At 59.4% G+C, this 379-nt stretch carries 1 protein-coding gene and 1 pseudogene; one reads left to right on the forward strand and one right to left on the reverse strand.

Translation table 11 applies throughout. The features are described from left to right. On the forward strand, nt 1–187 hold a 187-nt coding region (locus U5A58_RS40555; RefSeq protein ID WP_321918151.1), incomplete at its 5' end, for a hypothetical protein. Between the two features lie 38 nt (nt 188–225). On the opposite strand, the pseudogene U5A58_RS40560 reads toward U5A58_RS40555, so the two are convergent. Continuing rightward, nucleotides 226–379, reverse strand: a pseudogene (locus tag U5A58_RS40560) (LysR family transcriptional regulator); the annotation flags it as partial.

Raw genomic sequence — 379 nt, forward strand, 5'->3', positions numbered from 1 at the left:
CGGACCGGTGCCGCTGTTGAGCGCATCGAGGAAGGCGACGGTTGCGGTATCGGGCGTGTTCGGGGTGGCGTGCGTGTTCATCGTGATTCTCCTTTCCGTGTGGTTGAGTGGCTTGCGACGCGATGTCGTGCAGCCGATGGAAAGGAGAATACGGATCGGGAGATATTTGCGAAATAGAATTGTTTGAAACCAATCATTGCATAAATGCAATGATTGGGTGCCGCTTCAGGGCTTGGGCCATCGCCACGCTGGATCGGAAAGATGCCCGGCGAAGTAATCGGACAGCGCCGCCACCTTTGCTGGCCGCGCGCGCGCCGACGGCGTGACGAAGTAAAGGCCGCCCTTCGTCAGCGACCAGTCGGTGAGGATCGCTTCGAGC

It is taken from the genome of Paraburkholderia sp. J7 (assembly GCF_905220155.1).
In the GTDB taxonomy this organism is placed as follows: domain Bacteria; phylum Pseudomonadota; class Gammaproteobacteria; order Burkholderiales; family Burkholderiaceae; genus Paraburkholderia.